At 68.6% G+C, this 17,987-nt stretch carries 16 protein-coding genes; 6 read left to right on the top strand and 10 right to left on the bottom strand.

What is annotated here, in order from left to right:
• Position 1 precedes the first annotated feature (1 nt).
• Both FB560_RS08285 and FB560_RS08290 read left to right on the top strand, forming a co-directional pair.
• The gene (locus tag FB560_RS08285) at positions 2–910 is read left to right on the top strand and encodes a diacylglycerol kinase family protein (RefSeq protein ID WP_141871925.1); all 909 of its coding nucleotides are present in this window, start codon (positions 2–4) and stop codon (positions 908–910) included.
• Positions 907–2,538 (top strand): GMC oxidoreductase, encoded by a 1,632-nt coding sequence (locus FB560_RS08290; RefSeq protein WP_141871926.1) that lies wholly within the window; start codon positions 907–909, stop codon positions 2,536–2,538. The genes FB560_RS08285 and FB560_RS08290 overlap by 4 nt, the downstream gene beginning before the upstream one ends.
• 63 nt (positions 2,539–2,601) lie before the next feature.
• Here the strand turns inward: FB560_RS08290 and FB560_RS08295 are convergent, their stop codons facing one another.
• The 4 genes from FB560_RS08295 to FB560_RS08310 form a co-directional block, all read right to left on the bottom strand.
• Complete coding sequence (locus FB560_RS08295; protein ID WP_141873176.1) at positions 2,602–4,746, bottom strand: 3-hydroxyacyl-CoA dehydrogenase NAD-binding domain-containing protein; 2,145 nt, start codon at positions 4,744–4,746, stop codon at positions 2,602–2,604.
• Positions 4,747–4,754: 8 nt separating this feature from the next.
• Positions 4,755–5,960 carry a thiolase family protein gene (locus tag FB560_RS08300; protein ID WP_141871927.1) on the bottom strand — a complete coding sequence of 402 codons (1,206 nt, stop codon included), beginning with the start codon at positions 5,958–5,960 and terminating at the stop codon, positions 4,755–4,757.
• 73 nt (positions 5,961–6,033) lie between these two features.
• Positions 6,034–7,227 carry a ribonuclease D gene (locus FB560_RS08305; protein ID WP_141871928.1) on the bottom strand — a complete coding sequence of 398 codons (1,194 nt, stop codon included), beginning with the start codon at positions 7,225–7,227 and terminating at the stop codon, positions 6,034–6,036.
• Complete coding sequence (locus FB560_RS08310) at positions 7,220–7,801, bottom strand: DUF3000 domain-containing protein (RefSeq protein ID WP_141871929.1); 582 nt, start codon at positions 7,799–7,801, stop codon at positions 7,220–7,222. Before FB560_RS08310 ends, FB560_RS08305 begins: the two co-directional genes overlap by 8 nt.
• A 25-nt stretch (positions 7,802–7,826) precedes the next feature.
• Between FB560_RS08310 and FB560_RS08315 the strand changes: the two genes are divergently transcribed.
• Complete coding sequence (locus FB560_RS08315) at positions 7,827–8,981, top strand: alpha/beta hydrolase (RefSeq protein ID WP_141871930.1); 1,155 nt, start codon at positions 7,827–7,829, stop codon at positions 8,979–8,981.
• Here the strand turns inward: FB560_RS08315 and FB560_RS08320 are convergent.
• Both FB560_RS08320 and FB560_RS08325 read right to left on the bottom strand, forming a co-directional pair.
• Positions 8,965–9,396 carry a SufE family protein gene (locus FB560_RS08320; RefSeq protein ID WP_141871931.1) on the bottom strand — a complete coding sequence of 144 codons (432 nt, stop codon included), beginning with the start codon at positions 9,394–9,396 and terminating at the stop codon, positions 8,965–8,967. The two genes, FB560_RS08315 and FB560_RS08320, sit on opposite strands and share 17 nt — an antisense overlap.
• 18 nt (positions 9,397–9,414) lie before the next feature.
• Positions 9,415–10,308: a sulfurtransferase gene (locus FB560_RS08325; protein WP_141871932.1), complete on the bottom strand. Its 894-nt coding sequence runs from the start codon at positions 10,306–10,308 to the stop codon at positions 9,415–9,417.
• A gap of 145 nt (positions 10,309–10,453) precedes the next feature.
• Here FB560_RS08325 and zapE point away from each other — a divergent pair, with 145 nt between their 5' ends.
• From zapE to FB560_RS08340, 3 genes are all read left to right on the top strand, one after another.
• Positions 10,454–11,491 (top strand): cell division protein ZapE, encoded by a 1,038-nt coding sequence (zapE, locus tag FB560_RS08330; protein WP_141871933.1) that lies wholly within the window; start codon positions 10,454–10,456, stop codon positions 11,489–11,491.
• 134 nt (positions 11,492–11,625) lie between these two features.
• Positions 11,626–12,864 (top strand): ammonium transporter, encoded by a 1,239-nt coding sequence (locus tag FB560_RS08335; RefSeq protein ID WP_141871934.1) that lies wholly within the window; start codon positions 11,626–11,628, stop codon positions 12,862–12,864.
• Positions 12,865–12,884: 20 nt separating this feature from the next.
• A complete protein-coding gene (locus FB560_RS08340; RefSeq protein ID WP_141871935.1) occupies positions 12,885–13,451 on the top strand; it encodes a type II toxin-antitoxin system PemK/MazF family toxin in 567 nt (188 codons plus the stop codon).
• Here the strand turns inward: FB560_RS08340 and FB560_RS08345 are convergent.
• The 4 genes from FB560_RS08345 to FB560_RS08360 form a co-directional block, all read right to left on the bottom strand.
• Entirely contained in the window at positions 13,417–14,571 is a 1,155-nt protein-coding gene (locus FB560_RS08345) for a DUF1611 domain-containing protein (RefSeq protein WP_229673160.1), read from the bottom strand. The genes FB560_RS08340 and FB560_RS08345 overlap by 35 nt on opposite strands.
• Positions 14,572–14,745: 174 nt before the next feature.
• Positions 14,746–15,621, bottom strand: a complete 876-nt coding sequence (locus tag FB560_RS08350; protein ID WP_141871936.1) for a DUF1684 domain-containing protein — start codon at positions 15,619–15,621, stop codon at positions 14,746–14,748.
• A gap of 2 nt (positions 15,622–15,623) precedes the next feature.
• Complete coding sequence (locus FB560_RS08355) at positions 15,624–17,006, bottom strand: acyl-CoA thioesterase/BAAT N-terminal domain-containing protein (protein WP_141871937.1); 1,383 nt, start codon at positions 17,004–17,006, stop codon at positions 15,624–15,626.
• A complete protein-coding gene (locus tag FB560_RS08360; RefSeq protein WP_141871938.1) occupies positions 17,003–17,977 on the bottom strand; it encodes an Ldh family oxidoreductase in 975 nt (324 codons plus the stop codon). The genes FB560_RS08355 and FB560_RS08360 overlap by 4 nt, the downstream gene beginning before the upstream one ends.
• Between the last annotated feature and the right edge of the window lie 10 nt (positions 17,978–17,987).

Below are 17,987 nucleotides of genomic sequence, written 5' to 3' on the forward strand. Positions count from 1 at the left end.
CATGGGCACGCACATCGCGGTGCTGTCGAACCCGTTCGCGGGCAAGGGTCGTGGTGCGCAGGCGGCCGCGGCCGCCATTGCGCGGCTTCACGATGAGGGGGCACAGATCCGCAGCTACGCGGGAACCTCGGCCCGGCAGACGGCTGAGCTGGCCGCGCAGGCGCTCCGTGAGGAACCGGCCGCTCTCGTCGTCGTGGGCGGCGACGGCACGCTGTCGGGCATCCTCGCGGAGGTGACGGCGCACTCCGTACCTGTCGTGCTCGTCGCGGCGGGCACGGGCAACGACCTCGCCAGGGCCCTGCAGCTGCCCCGCGACGATCCAGGCGACGCTGCGGCGCTCGCGCTGCAGGGCGTGCCGTGCGTGGTCGACGTGGGAGAGGTGCACAGCGCCCTCGGCACGCGCCTGTTCCTCACGGTCGCCGCCCTGGGCTTCGACGCGAAGGTGAGCGACCGCACCAATCGTCTGCGGTGGCCACGCGGCGTCCTTCGCTACTACCTGGCGCTCGTGATCGAGCTCCTCCGGCTGCGCCCTGTCGCGTTTCGTGTCTCGGTGGACGGGGAGGCCCTGCACGATGCACCGGGCACGCTGATCGCGGTCGGGAACACGGCGAGCTACGGCGGCGGGATGCCGGTGTGCGCCGGGGCGGCGGCGAATGACGGGATGCTCGACATCGTGCACGTGCGGCCATTGACGCGGTTGCGGCTGATCCGGTTGTTCCCTTTGCTGCTGCAGGGGCGGCATCTCACGCGACCGGAGGTGAGCCACAGACGCGCGCGTCGGGTCGAGGTGGCCGCGCCGGATCTGGTCGTGTACGCCGACGGCGAGCGGGTGGGCGCGGGGACCTGCACGATCGAGCTGCGCGCGGGCGCGCTTACGGTGATGGTTCCGCGCAGGGGAGTGCAGCGATGACGGACTTCGATGAGGATGTCGTGATCGTGGGCTCCGGCTTCGGCGGGTCCGTCGCCGCGCTGCGGTTGCGCGAGAAGGGCTATCGGGTGCGGGTGTACGAGGCCGGACGAAGATTCGCCGACGAGGACTTCGCTCGGACCAGCTGGAACGTGCGCCGCTACCTGTGGGCTCCCGCGCTGGGTTGCTACGGGGTGCAGCGGATCCACCGTCTCCCGCACGTCATGATCCTGGCCGGCGCCGGTGTCGGCGGCGGATCGCTCAACTACGCCAACACGCTCTATCAGCCGGGGGCGGCGTTCTTCCAAGACCCGCAGTGGCGCGGGATCGCGGACTGGGAGACCGAGCTCGCTCCTCACTACGCGACGGCGAAGCGGATGCTCGGCGTCGTCGAGCGCTATCCGTACACCGGACCGGTCGAGCGCATCATGGCGGGTGCGGCGGACGACCTCGGTGTCGGCGGGACGTTCCGGCATGCGCCTGTCGGCGTCTGGTTCGGCCGGCCGGGGGAGCGCGTCGCTGACCCGTTCTTCGGTGGCGAGGGACCGGAGCGCACAGGGTGCACGCTGTGCGGCAACTGCATGGTCGGCTGCCGTGTCGGGGCGAAGAACACGCTCATGAAGAACTATCTCGCTCTCGCCGAGAGGCGCGGTGTCGTGATCGAAGCGCTCCGCACCGTGACCGAGGTGCGCGAACTCCGCGACGGCGGATTCGCGATCACCACTCGTCGCAGCGGAGCATGGATGCGGCATGGTCAGCGGACCGTGACGGCCCGTCAGGTCGTGCTGGCCGCCGGCACCTGGGGCACCCAGCAGCTGTTGCACCGGATGAAGCACGAGGGCGCCCTTCCGCGGGTCTCCGAGACGCTGGGGCGGCTCACGCGCACCAACTCGGAGGCGCTCGACGGGGCCGTCGCGACTGCGGTGCCGGACTCGCTCGAACTTGCCCGCGGCGTCGCGATCACGACCTCGTTCCACATCGATGAGCGGACGCACGTCGAGAACGTCCGCTACGGTCCCGGTTCGAACCTGATGGGCGCGCTCGCGACCGTGATGGTGCCCGGAGATCGCGGCCTGGGGGGACGAGTGGGCAGCGTCCTCGCGCAGACGCTCCGAGCCCCGGTCCGTCAACTGCGGCTCGGCACACTCCGCCGCTGGAGCGAACGCGGCATCATCGCGCTCGTGATGCAGACGGCCGACAACTCGCTGACGCTGTCGCTGCGCCGTCGGTTCGGGCGTCTGACCCTCACGAGTGCGCAGGGCCACGGGGAGCCGAACCCGAGCCATCTACCGCAGGCCCATCGTGCGGCCGAGGCGATCGCGGCGCGGATGCAGGCCGAAGGCGGGGTTCCTACGGCTGCCAGAGGATCATGGCCGGAGGTGTTCGGCATCCCCCTCACCGCTCACTTCCTCGGCGGTGCTGTGATCTCGTCCTCACCGCGCACCGGGGTGATCGACAGCTATCACCGCGTGTGGGGGCATCCGGGCCTGCACATCGTCGACGGGGCTGCGGTGCCGGCGAATCCGGGCGTGAACCCGTCTCTGACGATCACCGCACTCGCCGAGCGGGCGCTCTCGTACTGGCCGCACGCCGGTGCGGAGGATCGGCGGCCCGCGCAGCAGGCGATCTGACGACACGAAGAAGCCGGAGGGGACACGTCGTGACGTGGCCCCTCCGGCTGTCTGCTGCGGAGGTCAGCGGCTCTCGACGCCGTGGATCTGCGGAGTGTGGAACGACCCGCCGAAGGCCCGCTCGGATGCGCCTTCGCGATCGAGGTACGGCGAGGCGCCGCCGTCGATGAACGGCCAGCCGGCGCCGAGGATCAAGCAGAGATCGATGTCCTCGACCTCCGGCACGACGCCCTCGTCCAGCATGAGCTTGATCTCCTGAGCAAGCCCGTCCTGCACCCGCGCGAGGATCGTGCTCGCCGAGGCGGGGGCGGAGCCCACCGCAGGCTTGAGGAGCTTCTCGGCCTGCTTGGTCCAGCCCGTCACGCGGCCACCCTTGTCCTTCTCCACGACGGCGTCCAGGGCGGCGAGCGCATGGAAGTTCTCGTTCGCGTAGAAGCGATCGGGGAAGGCGTGGACCATGGTGTCCTGGACGTGAGCGGCGACCTTCCAGCCGACCAGATCGATCAACTGGAACGGGCCCATCGGCAATCCGAGCGGCCCGAACGCCTTCTCGACGTCGGCGATCGGCGTGCCCTCGTACACGGCGCGTGCGGCCTCGCCCATGACCTTCGCCAGCAGACGGTTCACCACGAATCCGGGAGCGTCGGCGGTGAGCACCGCGTTCTTGCCCAGGTTCCGCGCCACGACGAACGCCGTGGAGAGCGCCGCATCCGACGTGGTCGGAGTGCGGACGATCTCGATCAGCGGCATCACGGCGACCGGGTTGAAGAAGTGGAATCCGACCAGTCGCTCCGGGTGGGCGAGCTTCGAGCCGATCTCCTCGACCGACAGCGACGAGGTGTTCGTCGCCAGGATCGCATCCTCGGCGATGATCTTCTCGATCTCGCCGAACACCTGCTGCTTGACGCCGACCTCTTCGAACACGGCCTCGATCACGAAGTCGCAGTCCGCGTAGAGGCTCTTGTCGGTGGTTCCGGTGACGAGCGCGCGCAGCTTGTTCGCGGAATCGGCGTCGAGCCGCCCCTTGGCCTCGAGCTTGCCGATCTCCTCGTGGATGTAGGCAACGCCCTTGTCGACGCGGGCCTGGTCGAGGTCGGTGATCAGCACCGGCACCTGGAGCTTGCGCACGAACAGCAGCGCGAACTGACTGGCCATGAGCCCTGCGCCGATGATGCCGACCTTGGTGACCTTCTTGGCGAGCGCTTTGTCCGGCGCTCCGACGGGGCGCTTGGCGCGCTTCTGCACCAGATCGAACGCGTACATGGACGCGGCGAACTGGTCACCGGTCACGAGTTCGGCGAGCGCCTCGTCCTCACGGGCGAAGCCCTCGGCCTTGGTGCCGCTCTTCGCCTTGTCGAGCAGGTCGAGCGCCGCGTACGGCGACTTCGGAACCGTGCCGATCTTCGACTCGAGCATGCCCCGCGCCATCTTTATCGCGATCGGCCACTTGGTGAGCCGCTCGATCTTGCCCGGCTCGTTCTTGCGCTCGACCTTCTTCCCGCCGAGGACCGCGTCGGCCCAGGCGAGCGAGTTCTCGAGGTAGTTCGCCGCCGGGAAGATCGCGTCGAAGATCCCGAGATCGAACGCCTGCTGCGGCTTGAGCATGCGGTTCTGCTTGAGCGGGTTCGAGATGACGACCTCGAGCGCGTTCTCGATGCCGATCAGGTTCGGCAGCAGGTACGCGCCACCCCAGCCCGGGATGATGCCGAGGAAGACCTCGGGGAGGGCGACGGCCGCCGCGGACGCATCGACCGTGCGGTAGGACGAGTTCAGCGCGATCTCGAGCCCGCCGCCGAGCGCGAGCCCGTTCACGAAGGCGAACGAGGGAACGCCGAGCTCGGAGAACTTGCCGAGCACCTTGTGCCCCAGCTGCGCGATCAGACGGGCATTGTCGCGAGAGCCGACCTTGCTGATGTCGGACAGATCGGCGCCGGCCGCGAGGATGTACTGCTTGCCCGTGATGCCGACAGCCTGGATCTCACCGGATGCCGCGCGCGCCTTCAGGCCGTCGAGAGTCTCGCCGAGCTGGGTGAGCGTGGCCGGCCCGAGCGTGTTCGGGCGCGTGTGGTCGCGGCCGTTGTCGAGCGTGATGAGCGCGAGCACCTTGCCGGAGGCGAGACGGATGTCACGCACAGGGGAGTGCGTGATCACCTCGCCCTCGGTGAGCGCCTGGATCGGGGCGAAGTCGATGGCTTCGTAGTTCGTCACGTTCGCGCTCACTTCTTCTTCTTGCCGTTGTAGTGCGGGTTCTCCCAGATGACGGAGCCGCCCTGACCGAGACCGACGCACATCGCCGTGAGGCCATAACGCACATCGGGGCGCTCCGCGAACTGGGCCGCGAGCTGGATCATCAGGCGGACGCCGGACGCGGCCAGCGGGTGGCCGAGGGCGATCGCGCCGCCCCACTGGTTCACGCGAGGGTCGTCATCCGCGATGCCGAAGTGGTCGAGAAGGGAGATGACCTGGATCGCGAAGGCCTCGTTCAGCTCGAACAGGCCGATGTCGGCGATCGTCAGCCCGGCCTTCTTCAGCGCCTTCTCGGTCGACGGGATCGGGCCGATGCCCATGATCTCCGGTTGCACGCCGGCGAAGGCGAACGACACCATGCGCATCTTCGGGGCCAGCCCGAACTCCTTCACTGCTCCGCCGCCGGCGAGGAGCGACATCGTCGCTCCATCGGTGAGCGGGGAGGATGTGCCGGCCGTGACACGACCGTGCGGACGGAACGGCGTCTTGAGCGCCGCGAGGTCCTCCATCGTGGTCTGCGGACGACGACCCTCGTCCTCGGAGGCGAGCCCCCAGGCGCCGTCAGCATTCTTGACGGCCACGGACACGAGGTCCGGCTGGATCTTGCCGGCGTCGTAAGCCGCCTGCACCTTGTGCTGGCTGAGCATGCCGAAGCGGTCGGAGCGCTCCTTGGTGAGGTGCGGGAAGCGATCGAAGATGCGCTCCGCGGTCACGCCCATGTTGAGCGCGCCGGGGTCGACCATCTTCTCGGCGACGAAACGGGGGTTCGGGTCGGCGTTTCCGCCGATCGGGTGATGTCCCATGTGCTCGACGCCACCGGCGAGGGCGAAGTCGTACATGCCGACGCCGATCGACGCGCCCATGGTCGTGACGCTCGTCATGGCGCCGGCGCACATGCGCTCGACGGCGAGGCCCGGGACGGTCTGCGGCAGGCCGGCGAGGATCGCCACGGAACGGCCGAGCGTGAGGCCCTGGTCTCCGGTCTGCGATGTCGCGGCGATCGCGACGTCATCGATGCGGTCGGCCGGCACAGCAGCGTTCCGCTCCAACAGGCCGATGGTCGCCTTGACGGCGAGGTCATCAGCGCGGGTGTTCCAGTACATGCCCTTTTCGCCGGCGCGCCCGAAGGGGGTGCGCACTCCATCGACGAAGAAGACGTCCGAGATCTCGGCCACTCTGCCTCCAAGTTTGTGCGGTGGCCTCAGTCTATGGAGGGCCGGAAACCGGGAAGAATCGGTTGGGTCGAACCTACGAAGCGGGCGTGGAGGGCTCGTCCGGCGTTTGCCCTGCTTCTACAAAGGCGTCCGCGATCTTCTGTGCAGTCTGTTCAATCTGCCAGGTGCGTGCTCCGAGCGCAGCGAGCGCTTCGCCGATGTCCTCGGCGCTCTCACCGGGAAGATCCCACGCGATGCGGCGCAGGTACTCCGGCGTCAGGAGGTTCTCCGTCGGCATGGAGAGCTCCTCGGCGATCGCCTCGACCACCGGGCGGGCTGCCTTCAACCGGGCATCCGCTTCCGGGTTCCGATCCACCCACGCACGCGGCGGGGGGAGCGTGTCGCTCGGGACGCGCTCGCGCGGGAGCTCCTCCGTCGCGCGGCCGTCGACGAATGCCTGCCACCAGCGGTCCAGCTGCGTACGACTCGCGCGTCCCTGGAACTCCTTCGTGCCGGCGAGGGCCTGCTTGCTCTGCGGGTTCGCCATGACGGCGGCGACCAGCGAGCGGTCCGGCACCAGTCGACCAGGGGAGACGTCCTGCTCCTGTGCGAAGGACTCGCGTGCCTGCCAGAGCGCGCGGGCCACCGCCAGGTTGCGCGCTCCCCGCACCTGGTGGAGTCCGCTGAGACGACGCCACGGGTCCTCCCTGGGCGGCTTGGGGGCCCGGGTGAGAGTGGCGGCGAACTCCTCCTCGGCGAAGGAGGTCTTGTTCTGTTCGACGAGCTCCGCAGCCAGCGCGTCGCGCACGTCGATGAGGTGCAGCACGTCCAAGGCGGCGTACTCGAGCCACGAGTCGGGCAATGGGCGCGTGGACCAGTCCGCAGCCGAGTGCTCCTTCTTCAGCGTGATCCCGAGAGTGTGCTCGACGACGGCGGCGAGGCCGACGCGTTCGAGCCCGAGGAGGCGCGAGGCGAGCTCGGTGTCGAAGATGGTCGGCGGCTCGAGGTGGAGCTCCCGCAGGGAAGGGAGGTCTTGACTGGCCGCGTGGAAGACCCACTCGACCGATCCGATCGCGTCCTGCAACGGGGCGAAGTCGCCGATGGCGGGCGGGTCGAACAGGAAGACGCCGGCGTCGCGCCGGAACACCTGCACGAGGTAGGCCCGCTGGGAGTAGCGGAAACCGGATGCGCGCTCGACATCCACCGCGACCGGACCGGTGCCGTCGGCGAGTGCGGCGCAGGCCGCACGGAACTCTTCGGCATCCGAGATCACGGAGTATTCAGTCACGTACAGCCTTTCGCGCGCCGAGAACGGCGATGCCCTCGGAACCAGGCGGAAGACCCGCCAGCATTCCGACCAGCTCGGCCCATGCTTCGACGTGGGGTCGGAACGGGCCTTCCGGAGTCCAGGACGCCCGCAATTCTATCTGGGCGCCGTCGCCTTCGACGGCGAGACCCCCGAATCCCTTGGAGAGCGTCTTGGTGGAGGTCCCTGACGCGGCGTGGTAGACCGCATCGCGAGAGTCGAGTGCATCGACCAGCCACGACCAGGTGACGTCGGCCAGCAGCGGGTCCGTCCCGATCTCCGTCTCCAACGGCGCCTGGGCGAAGATGATGATCCGCCATGCTCCGCCCCAGGCATCCGGAGCGTCCGGGTCGTGCAGCAGCACGAAGCGTCCGGTGCCGTACACGGACTCGCCGTCGTCCTCCGGTCGCACGTCGGCGGCGAGCGCGATGGCGAACGGAGCGAGCCCTTGGGGGGTGCCGATCTCGCGCACGACGATGTCGTCGCGGAACGCGGTCTCGCGCAGTTCAGCTATGGCGTTGTCGAAGAGCGACCCGGCCTCGGGGTGTGCGGTCACGGCAACAGGCTAGAGTCAGGAGGCGATGAAGAGTCTCAGGCACGCCGTTGCACTCCTTGTCCCCGCGTTGCTCGCTCTCGGGGGCGTGCTGTCGATCATCGTCCTCCGGGTCGCCCGTCGAGTGGTCACGCCGGCGCGTCGCGCGCCGGATGCGGAGATCATCGCGGTCGACACCGGCGCCCAGACGATCGAGCTGCGCCGGACGCTCGACACCGAGCTGCCAGGACGCTACGGCCTGTTCACGACGGGAACCTACGGGTACGTGAAGCTGGGCGCCGTGCTGAGCGCCGATGCGACCAGCGTGCGCCGCAAGCTGCTCACGCAGATCGAGCCGGGCGCGCAGGTCGATCGCGCTGCTCGCTTCAGCGGCTGGTACTACGCCTCGCCGAGCGAGCTCCACCTGCCGAGCCAGAACGTCCTCATCGGATCCCCTGCCGGGCCCTGCCCTGCCTGGTTCTTCCCCGGTGAATCCCGGACCTGGGTCATCCAGGTGCATGGAAGGGGCGCGATGCGGGCCGAATGCCTGCGCGCGGTGCCGGTGCTGCATGCGGCGGGAATGCCCACCCTCGTCGTCTCGTACCGCAACGATGGCGAAGCGCCCCGCAGCCGGGGAGGCGCCTACGCACTGGGCGCGTCGGAATGGCGCGACGTGGACGCCGCGATCGCCTACGCGCTGCGTCACGGCGCCGACCGCGTCATCCTCATGGGATGGTCGATGGGCGGTGCGGTGGCGCTGCAGGCCGCAGTCAACTCGGGAAACCGCGAGCGGATCGCCGGCCTCATCCTGGATTCGCCGGTGGTGGACTGGCGCACCGTGCTGCGCTACCAGGCCCACGCGGCCGGCATGCACGCGCCCTTGCCCGATCTCGCGATGGGGGCGTTGTCGATGCCGCTCACGGCGAGGCTGAGCGGCGCCGATGACGCGATCCCGTTCGACCGTCTCGACATGGTCGCCCGCGCGCAGGAGCTCTCGGTGCCGATCCTGATCCTGCACAGCGAGGACGACGGTTTCGTGCCGGCGGATGCCTCGCATGCGCTCCACGACGCGCGTCCCGACCTGGTGACGATGCCGCGATTCACCGTCGCTCGCCACACGAAGCTGTGGAACTACGACCAGACCGGGTGGAACGCGGCGATCACCGAGTGGCTGCAGACGCAGGGTTTCAGCGCTTCTGCCTGACCTGCTTCTTGGCCCGCATCAGCATCCCGGTCATCCCGCCGATGCGCAGCGGCGACACGGCCTTGGTGAGGCCGATCGACTGCGGGTAGTCATCGGGGATCGCGAGCACCTCGTCGGGGGTGAGGCCCGTGATGCCCTGAACCAGGATGCTGGCGAAACCGCGCGTGGTGGGCGCCTCCGGCGGGGCTGTCGCGTGCATGGTGACGATCCCGTCGACCACCTCGACGTAGATGTAGACGGGGGACTGGCACTCCGCCACGCGCTCGCACATCTCCGGATGGTTCGCGACTTCCTCGGATACCGGTGGCAGCTCGTCGGCGAACTCCAGCAGGAGCAGCAGACGATCGGCCTCCGGCGTCTCGAGGAAGCCGTCGCGGATCTCGGCGAGGATGTCAGGGACGTGCGTGGTGCTCATCCCTGAATTCTCACACGATCAGAGCGAGCCCGGCTCGCTGCCGGTGACGATGGGGACGCGCACGGCGCTGCCCCACTCCGTCCAGGATCCGTCGTAGTTGCGTACGTTCTCGAATCCGAGCAGGTGCTTGAGCACGAACCACGTGTGGCTGGAGCGTTCGCCGATGCGGCAGTACGCCACGACGTCGTCTCCATCGGCGAGGCCGGCGCCGTCGCGGTAGATGGCATCGAGCTCGGCGCGAGACTTGAATCCTCCGTCCTCCGCTACCGCCTTCGCCCACGGCACGCTCTGGGCCGTGGGGATGTGGCCGGCGCGCAGCGTGCCCTCTTCCGGGTAGGCGGGAGCCGTCGTGCGCTCACCGCTGTATTCCTCGGGGGAGCGGACGTCGATCAACGGGTTGCCGATGTGGGAGAGGACGTCCTCCTTGTATGCGCGGATGACCGAGTCGTCTCGTTCCACGATCGGGTACTCGGTCGCCGGGCGAACGGTCGCCTCGCGGGTCAGTTCGCGGCCTTCCGCGATCCAGCGGTCGCGGCCGCCGTCGAGCAGACGGACGTCCTCATGCCCGAACAGCGAGAAGACCCACAGCGCGTATGCGGCCCACCAGTTGTTCTTGTCGCCGTAGATCACGACCGTGTCGTCGCGCGCGATGCCCTTACGGCTCAGCAGCTCCGCGAATCCTTCGCCGTCGACGTAGTCGCGCACCACCGGGTCGTTGAGCTCGGTGTGCCAGTCGACCTTCACCGCGCCGGGGATGTGGCCGGTCTCGTAGAGGAGGACGTCTTCGTCGGACTCGACGACCACCAGTCCCGGGGTGTCGAGGCGCGCCGCGAGCCACTCGGTGGTCACCAGACGTCCCGGCTCGGAGTACTCGGCGAACTTGGGGGAGGAGGAATCGAACTCGATGGCCATAGGGATCTCCAAAGCGGTGAGCGGACGATGCGGCTGTGCGGACGGCGTAATGTTGACCCGTCCCCTACGACGATAGATCCCCGCTGTGCGCCCTGCGCCGGATTCGTAAGACTTCGACACAGGCCAGCACCGATACAGGACCGTGATGACCGATACGACGAGCCGCACCGGCATCGTGCACCTCTCCGAGCGCCAGCCCACCGTCAGCGGTCCCGAGATGCTGGCGAGCCTCGTGCCGCCTCCCCAGTTCGACACCGCGACCTTCGAGAGCTATCGGGCGGATGCCGCGTACCCCTCGCAGGAGGAGGCCAAGGAGACGCTGATGCGCTTCGCCGGTCGTGGCGCCCCTGTGAAGAGCGGTGGATTCTTCAGCCGCGCCAAGAAGGAGCCCGAGCTGAAGCCGGGCGTCTACCTCGACGGCGGCTTCGGCGTCGGCAAGACGCACTTGCTGGCGTCGATCTACCACGCGATGCCGGCTCGTCGGAAGTACTTCGGATCGTTCATCGAGTACACGGCCCTGGTGGGCGCACTCGGCTACAAGAACACCGTGGATCTCCTCAAGGGCGCCGATCTGCTCTGCATCGACGAGTTCGAGCTCGACGATCCGGGCGACACCATGGTCATGACGCGGCTCCTCGGCGAGCTCGTACCCACGGGAACCCGACTGGCGGCGACGTCCAACACCCCGCCGAACGCGCTGGGCGAAGGGCGCTTCGCCGCCCAGGACTTCCTCCGAGAGATCCACGCCATGTCCGACAGCTTCCAGACGCTGCGCATCGACGGCGTCGACTTCCGCCAGCGTGCCCTCGACGGGCATGCCGTGGTGCTCGACCACGCGCAGTACAGCGAGGCGCTCGAGGACGCGGGCGCAGCGAAGTGCGCGTCCGACGATGCCTTCGACGATCTGATCCGCCACCTCGCGCAGGTGCATCCCTCTCGCTACATCCGTCTGCTGACCGGCGTCGATCTGGTCGGCCTGCGCGGCGTGCACCAGCTGGTCGACCAGTCCGAGGCTCTGCGGCTCGTCGCATTCGTCGACCGTGTCTACGACGCGCAGATCCCGGTGATCGCCACCGGTGCCGGGTTGGACGCCGTCTTCTCCGACGAGATGCTGTCCGGCGGATACCGCAAGAAGTACCTCCGCGCCATCTCCCGGTTGAACGCTCTCACGCATTCTGCGTAACCGCGAAGGCCCCTGTAACGCGATGTTCACACCCAGGGGCAGGCTGTAACAGCGCAGAAACAAACTTCACGCATTGACGAAACCGCGCGTGGTCACACTGAAGCTCTCAATTACTTCGGATGTGAGGTTTTCCTATGGATGCTCCCGGCAACATCTCGTGGGCGATCACCGCGACAGCGCTGGTTCTGCTCATGACGCCTGGCGTCGCCTTCTTCTACGGCGGTCTCGTCAAGGCGAAGAGCGTCGTCAGCATGATGATGATGAGCTTCGGCTCGATCGGCCTTGTCGCCGTGCTGTGGATTCTCTTCGGCTTCTCGATGAGCGCCGTCGACAGTCCGACCGCCTTCGCCGGCAACCCCTTCGCCGACTTCGGACTGGCGAACCTCGCCGCCGGTGAAGGCTCCAACGTGGCGCTGCTCGGCGTCGCCTACGGTGCGACCTTCGCGATCATCACCGTCGCACTGATCTCCGGCGCCATCGCCGACCGTGCGAAGTTCGGCAGCTGGCTGATCTTCGCCGGCGTCTTCGCCACGGTCGGATACTTCCCGGTCGCCGCCTGGGTCTGGGGCGGTGGCTGGATCATGAACCTCGGCACCACCCTCTTCGGTGAGGACAGCGGGATCGGCGTCATCGACTACGCCGGTGGTACCGCTGTGCACATCAACGCCGGTGCCGCCGCTCTCGCTCTCGCGCTCGTCCTCGGCAAGCGCATCGGCTTCCAGAAGGGCATCCTGAAGCCCCACAACGTGCCGCTGACGCTCCTGGGCGCCGCGCTGCTGTGGTTCGGCTGGTTCGGCTTCAACGCCGGTGCCGAGTGGCTCGCAGAGGACATGGGCGGCGTCGGTCTCATCGGCCTGAACACCCTCGGCGCGACCGCGGCGGCGATCCTCGGCTGGATTCTGATCGAGCGCATCAAGGACGGCAAGGCCACATCGGTCGGCGCCGCGTCGGGTGCGGTCGCCGGTCTCGTCGCGATCACCCCCGCCTGCGCCAACTTGACCCCTGGCTGGTCGCTGCTGCTCGGTGCCGTCGCCGGTATCGTCTGCGCCCTCGCGGTGGAGTTGAAGTTCCGCCTCGGCTTCGACGACTCGCTCGACGTCGTCGGCATCCACCTCGTGGGTGGTCTCATCGGAACGCTGTACCTCGGCTTCTTCGCCACCGGCACCGGCCTGTTCGTCGGTGGCGATGCCCGCCAGCTCGCCGTCCAGGTGATCGCCGCGCTGGGCGTGCTCGTGTACTCGTTCGTGGTCGCCTTCATCATCGGCTTCGCGATCGAGAAGACGATCGGATTCCGCATCACGAATGAGGACGAGATCGCCGGTGTCGACCAGGTCGTCCACGGTGAAGAGGGATACGCACTCGCAGATGCATGAGGGGCGGTTAGGGTGACCGTGTGAGCTCTTCGAACGGTATCCTCTCCACTCTCGCGGAGATCCTGCGCACAGTACTGGGATCGAATCGGGCGTCTCGGACATCAGCTCCGAGACGCCCGAACGCGCGTCTGCGCACCGAACCGCGTGACGCACCCCAGCCCAGCGTCGTCGCCGGGACCGGCACCGTCCGCGTCGATCCGGACCGGATCGACGCTCTACGAATCGACTACGCACCGGACCGCGACGGGGCGCCGGACGCCGGCGAGATCATCTGGACCTGGGTGCCCTACGAGGAGAACGACGGTCGCGGCAAGGACCGTCCCGTGCTCGTGATCGGGCGCGAATCCGCGGACCGTGTCTATGCCGTGCGGATGACCAGCAAGCCCCATGACGGAGATCGGGACTACCTCTCGATCGGAACCGGCGCCTGGGACTCGCAGGGACGCGAGTCGTGGGTCGACATCGAACAGCTCTACAGCGTGCACGAGCGAGGGCTGCGGCGCGAGGCCGCCGTCCTCGATCGCCGACGCTACGACCGCGTGGGGACCGCTCTCACGCGGCGCTACGGGTGGCAGGCACAGGGCTGAGGGTTGGGAACGCGCGCAGCACCATGTCGACGAGGTCCGACTGCGGTCGCGTCAGAGGGTCCGTCGCCGGGAGACCGGTATCCAACTCGATCTCGTCGATCGCGTCGGCCAGTTCCTGCGTCGAGAGATTCTCGTGGTTCACGGTGACGCCGATCACCCGGGTGTCCGAGAACGCTTCGATCAGTGCGATCTCGCTCGTGACGGTCGGCATCGCGACCATCGGGAAGTCTCCGAGCACCTTGCGGCCCGGTGCATGCTGCACGATGACTCCGACGGGTTGACTTCCGCGGAGGATGTGCGCTGACGTGATGTAGGCGGGGTGGCTGAGCGCGCCCTGGCCCTCGACGATGATCACATCGGGGTCCTCGCCCTCGAATGCGGCGACGACCTGGTTCTCGACCTCGCCGGAGCAGAACTGCGGCACGAGGGCGTCCAGCGCCACACCGTACTTGCCGCCCTGGATGATCGTCGTCTGTCCGGTGCCGACCATCACGGCATGGATTCCTCGCTCGTTGAGCGCGCGGACCAGAAGCGTCGACGTCGTGCGCTTGCCGATCGCGCCGTCGGTGCCGAGAACCGTGATGCGCGGGCAGGTGACGTCGAAGATCCGTCCGGAGAACAGATGCAGATCCTTCTTCTCCTTGGGGCGGCGGATGTCGGTGATCGTCACGCCGGCGAGAAGGCTCGCGGCGACGAACTCGGCATCATCGGTGAGGAACTCGTGGAGTCCGTTGATGATGTGCATCCCTCGCGAGATCCCATCGAGCAGCACCGTGCGCTGGTCGGCCGAGAGCAGGCCGTCGGCGGGGGCGACGCCGCAGATCAGGTAGTCGGGAACGTACCCGGCGTGGGCGATGGCAGAGGCGAGTCCGTCGAGGATCGGGATGCCCTTCGAGGCGCCGTCGAGCACCATACCGGCGTCCGCGCCGGCGTGCGTCGTGTCGATGACACTGAGGATCTCGTACTTCTCCGAGTGCCGGACGAGGCCGTTGGCGGTCTTGCCGTCCTGCTCGCCGAACTGGCCTTCGCAGTACACGATGGCCGAGGTGCCGAGGGGGAGCGCGATCGGCGCAGCCCACTCACGTGCGGCAGGGTCGATCGAACGGGGTATGGATGACACGGGCAGGACGCTCCTCGCACTCGCACAGAGGAGGCGACGGAGAACGAAATGGCCGAAAGGCCCGTTGGTCGACAAGAAGTCTTCCCTGACGTCGGCACGCTGCCGACATGCCCACCGTAGCAGTGCCGCCTGGGACTGCGCCGCGAGTCGTGCGGCGCAGCCCTCGACCCACGCTCAGCTGCTCTGGAAGGTGAGGACGCGGTCGATCACGACATCGGGCTTCTTCTCCCCGGCGAGCACCTCGAAGTCCAGATGGTTCTGGCTCGGGGGGAGCGGGCACGTCACGAAGTTCGTGAAAGCGCAGGGGAGAGCGGTCAGGTAGTTGAAATCGATGTGGTCGATGCGCTCGCCCGACTCGTCGCTGAACTGCAGCTCGACGACGCGTCCGGCCCCGTACGTGGTCTTCGCGCTCGTGAGGTCGCGGATGTGCGCCACGGGCTGCACGCCGTAGGACGCATCCTTGCCGATCAGCGCGAGCTCGTACGTGCGTCCGGCATGCTCGAAGGTCAGAGTCCCGATGCGCGCCGTCGTCTCACGCACGCCGGTCTCGACGGTCACCTGCTCCACGTCTTCGCGGACGGCGGGGGTGAAACGAGCGGGGATGCGCCAGGCCGGGTCGTACTCGTACGCGGTGAGGCCCGAGAAGTCCTTGCGGGCGGATTCGCGGGGGTCGCGCACGCGGACGGCGAAGATGCGGTCGCCGTCGTCAGTCGTGCGGGGGATCGTCTCGACCTCGCTCACACCGAAGTAGACCGGAACGCTGCGTCCGTGTCCGTAGGTCTGATTACGACCGGGGACGATCTCGACGGTCGCGGTGGCGTACTCCCCGTCGACCACCAGGTTTGGGCCCTCGGCCGGTGGCGTGTACAGGACCTTGCCGTCCGCGACGCCCCAGGTGCCGGGCAGGCCTTCGAGCACGAGGCCGGTGTCGCCGTCGCGGAGCCAGTGCTGGGCGACGAGTGCCGTCCACCCGTAGGGACGCGTCAGCTCTGCGACCCGGGCATGACGCCACTCCCGCCACTGGCCTTCGAGGTGCTCGTTCGCGGGCATGACTACCGTCCTTCTGCTCGGGGGATGTCGCGACCGTCGGCGGATGCCTGGACGGCCGTGCGGTGGATGAAAGCGCAGACCTGTTCGAACGAATCGGCGCTGGCGGCAGCGATGCCGCGCGGCGTTCCGCCGTTCGAGTAGTGCACGCCGGAGACGGGATGCGTGCGCTCGATGTCGGTGCTGGGCAGGTGGGGGAGCGCGATGCCGTGACCCGCGTCCTCGTAGTCGAGGTGGAGCCGCTCGGCGGAGTGGCCGTGTCGCTCCAGGGTGTCGAGGACGATGCGGGAGGCCATGCTGGACGGCCAGGCGCGATCATCCAGTCCCGACACGCAGAGCACCGGCCCCGCGAAGTTCTCGATCGGGATACGCGACGCGCGTGCCAACCGTCGGTCGTGCAGACCGTCGATGTAGACGTCACGGTGGCGCGTGGGTGGCGGTTCGTCGTTCCACGGTTGCCATGTCACGCCGGAGTTGCCGTTCCAGAGGTGCTCGAGCGGCTCGCCGCCGAGGGTCCAGGTCGGGCCGCTCCAGCCCTCGGTCGGGTCCGCTGCGCCCTGGGCGCCGAAGACGAATGCCCCCGGCACGAACGGCACGCTTGCGAGCACGAGTTCGGGATAGGTCGCGGCGAGCAGCAGCGAGAGCTCTCCGCCGCGGGACTGTCCGCTGACGACGGCGCGCCCGCCCGCAGGGTCGAGTGTGGTCGCGACGTACCTCAGCGCCCGTTCGAAGTACTCCAAGGGTGTGCGGGAGATGTGGTCCGACAGGCCGGGAGCGCGGAAGTATCCGAGAGCGAAAGCCTGTATGCCGCGAGAGGCATACTGCGCAGCCCGCGCCTCGTTGATCCCTCCGCCAGAGCCGTTCAGGACGATCACCGTCGGCAGAGAGCCGGGGAGTGCGGGGCGGAAGAGCGTGCCGACGAGTCCGTCGTGGCGGATCTCCGTGCGCGAGACTCCCTCGCCGCGGAGCCACTGCACGACCTCCACACTGTCCTGAGAGGCCACCGCGCCTTCGTCGTCGACATCGAGATGGCCGGTACCAGGCTCGCTCCACGCGGTCACGGTGGTGCGCAGGGGCGCATCGACGTCGGACGGCTCTGCGGAGCCGGTCGTCCCCGGCTCGCGTCGCTGCGACCAGAACAGCCCCATCGCATCGACGACGCGGTAGTCCCCGGAGACGGGAGCCTGGGTGGATGCATCCACGGACCCGTCGCGGTCGGCCAGGAACGTCGCCTGCGCGGCCCAGTCGCCCCCGTCGCGGCGGGTGACGGCGCGCACGGTGACCAGAGAGCCGGGAGCTGCGCCGCTCACGCTGATCGTGCGGCGCTCCGACAGGGGACCGACCTCAGGGGTGACGTCCAGAGAGCGGGACCGCAGGACACCGCTCATGCGCGGGGCATCCTGGCGACGCGGGCAGACAGCCACGTGGCAGCGGTGTCGTCGATGTCGAGCGCGCCGGGCAGCTCTTCGGGCCCGTCTCCGAGCACGTCGAAGCGCGCGGGGAGGTGTCCTCCGGCCGCACGCCAGTCGCGGTCGAGAGCGGCCGCGGACGCTGCCGTATCGGTGCCCCCCGCACGGGCAGGATCGAAGGCGATGATCACGGCACCACGGCTCATCGGCGCGTCCGGATCGCTGACGCGTCCTCCTACCGCGACGCCGGCCAGCAGTTCGACGACCAATCCGGTCAGCGAGCCCACGAGTCCGGCGGGGAGCACGGCGGCGACCGCGGCAGGATCGACGGTCGGCTCGCCGGCGGCATCCAGCGCGACCCCTTCGGCGAGTTGCGCACCGGAGCGGCGGGCTTCGTGCACGGCGGCGAGGGTGAGCGACGACGTCGCGTAGTCGACGACCAGCGGAGCAGCATCCGCGCGCGGAACGGCGATCGCGAGGGGATTCGTGCCGATCGCGGCGATCCGCGCGCCCCACGGGGCCACGGATGCGGGGGATTGCGCAGCGATGAAGGCGACAGCACCCCGTGACGCGAGCGACCGCGCGGCGACGCCGAGAATGCCGAGGGCGCCCGCCCCTCGGATCCCGATGAGAGCCACACCGTGCGCATCGACACCGACTGCCGCGCGCCGGACTGCCGCTGCCAGCGCGACCACGCCGGGGACGGCCGTGGCGTCGACCGAGCCGATCGGGGCGCCGTCGGCGAGGTTTCTCGCCAGGGTGCCGCCGTCTTCGCGGAGTCGGTCGAGCTCCCGGACGAGCATCCGGATCCCGAACTCGCCGAGACCGAGCTGCTCGGCCTGGACGACCCAGAACGCCGCGAGCGCGACGTCCTCCGGAGCAGCTGCGGGCGCGGCGTCCTGCAGCGTCTGACGCAGATCGGCGAGGAGCTGCGCAGTGGTGACCCTCATGATGCTCCGT

This window comes from Microbacterium saperdae (assembly GCF_006716345.1).
GTDB classification, from domain to species: domain Bacteria; phylum Actinomycetota; class Actinomycetes; order Actinomycetales; family Microbacteriaceae; genus Microbacterium; species Microbacterium saperdae.